The organism is Heyndrickxia coagulans DSM 1 = ATCC 7050 (assembly GCF_000290615.1).
Classification (GTDB): domain Bacteria; phylum Bacillota; class Bacilli; order Bacillales; family Bacillaceae_C; genus Weizmannia; species Weizmannia coagulans.
This window is the reverse complement of sequence record NZ_ALAS01000028.1, coordinates 1-785: the sequence shown is the minus strand read 5'-3', so window position 1 is coordinate 785 and position 785 is coordinate 1. Positions and strand designations below refer to the sequence as shown.

Below are 785 nucleotides of genomic sequence, written 5' to 3'. Positions count from 1 at the left end.
TTCCGGCACGTTTTTCACCCTGTCTCTCCAGTCAAAAATGCGGTCCCAGTTTTTCAAGATATACGAACGGAATTCCTTGATTTTCTTGAGAGCCTTTTTATCCGTCAAGGTGCTTTCGTGCGTATCCAAATATAACGTGAATTGGTCCAGGTCATGCGTTCTAATCGCTTTTCTAATTTGCTCCTTGATCTCGCTCTTTCCGCCCCCAAATGTCCTTATGATGGCTTGTGCAACGTGGTAGGTATCCAGCTGGTTGAGCACCGGAAATTCCGACTGTGAGAAAGCTGTTTGAAACCGTTCAGCTGTGTATCCCGCACCTCCATCACTGTTTGTAATGACATGCGTTTTTTCGAGGGAGTAGGTGTTGGCAGCTGTGGCTTGGACTTCATCCCAAAATGTCTGGATGGCTTCCGTTGTCATGATGACTGTGGGCTGACGCAGGGAGACCCTTTTACCATTGGTTTGCCATCCCTCATAGAGAATGGCGTGGTGGACTTCCATACTCTGTTTCTTTTTTAGTCCCCGAACGAATACACCATCTGCTTCAGAAAACAGGTAGTCTACCTTCTTCCCCTCAGGCAGGGAAACAGCTATTTCTAGCTCTTCTACAAGTGCCTTATCGGCTTCCGCCTGAGTTTTCCCTACGTGTTTTACCATGTTCCCTACAGTTGTGTGACTAAGACTCACTGCTGTCCACTCTTTTAAAATATCAGCTACTTCCCGATAGGTGTTCTCACTTGCCAACTCTGCCACCTTTAATTCCACTAACGGGCTGTATCGTTGGT

Annotated in this window: 1 pseudogene; it reads right to left on the bottom strand. The window is 46.9% G+C overall.

The features are described 5' to 3' along the window. Positions 1-785: pseudogene (locus IC21_RS00955) on the bottom strand (ISLre2-like element ISBco6 family transposase); the annotation flags it as partial.